1 protein-coding gene is annotated in these 658 nt (G+C 64.7%); it reads right to left on the reverse strand.

Annotated elements, in window-relative coordinates:
* On the reverse strand, positions 1-658 hold a 658-nt coding region (locus EOA85_RS36690), incomplete at both ends, for an MFS transporter (RefSeq protein WP_127212832.1).

Below are 658 nucleotides of genomic sequence, written 5' to 3' on the forward strand. Positions count from 1 at the left end.
GCCCAATGATGGTCATGCGCCCAGCGCCAAAACGGTCCGCTATGCGACCAGCTGGCACGCCGGTCAGCGCGGCGACAAGCGGACCGACCGACATGACGACGCCAACAAGAGCCGCGTCGAGCCCGAGCGCACGAGACAGATAGAACGGCCCGACCACCAGTGTCGCCATCATCACCGTCGCGACGAGTGCGCTCGTGGCGAGGCTCGTACTCAGCGTCGCATTGCGGAATGCGGCCAATCGGATCAAAGGTGATGCCACCCTCGCCTCCACAAGCACAAAGAAGCCGGCTCCGAAAACGGCTGCCACCGACAGAGCCATGTTGAGCGGACCAAAACTGCCACGCCCGAACGTCATCGCGAGCGCATAGGCGCCAAGCGCCAAGGCAAGCAGCAGCGTGCCCACAACGTCGAAGCCGGCCCGATCCGTCTTCGACCCCCGGCGATCAGCCGGCAGGTAGCGATAGGCGAGAACAAGGGCCAGCAAAGCCAATGGCACGTTGACAAGGAAGATCGCCCGCCAGCCGGATCCGGCAATCAGAAGGCCCCCGAGCGACGGACCGAGAGCGGTGCCGATCGCCGACATCGTTCCGAGCAGCCCCATAGCGCTGCCGGTCCTTGCCTTCGGAACCGTATCACCGACGAAAGCCATGGTGAGGGC

The sequence above is a fragment of the Mesorhizobium sp. M5C.F.Ca.IN.020.29.1.1 genome (assembly GCF_003997375.1).
Lineage (GTDB): Bacteria > Pseudomonadota > Alphaproteobacteria > Rhizobiales > Rhizobiaceae > Mesorhizobium > Mesorhizobium wenxiniae.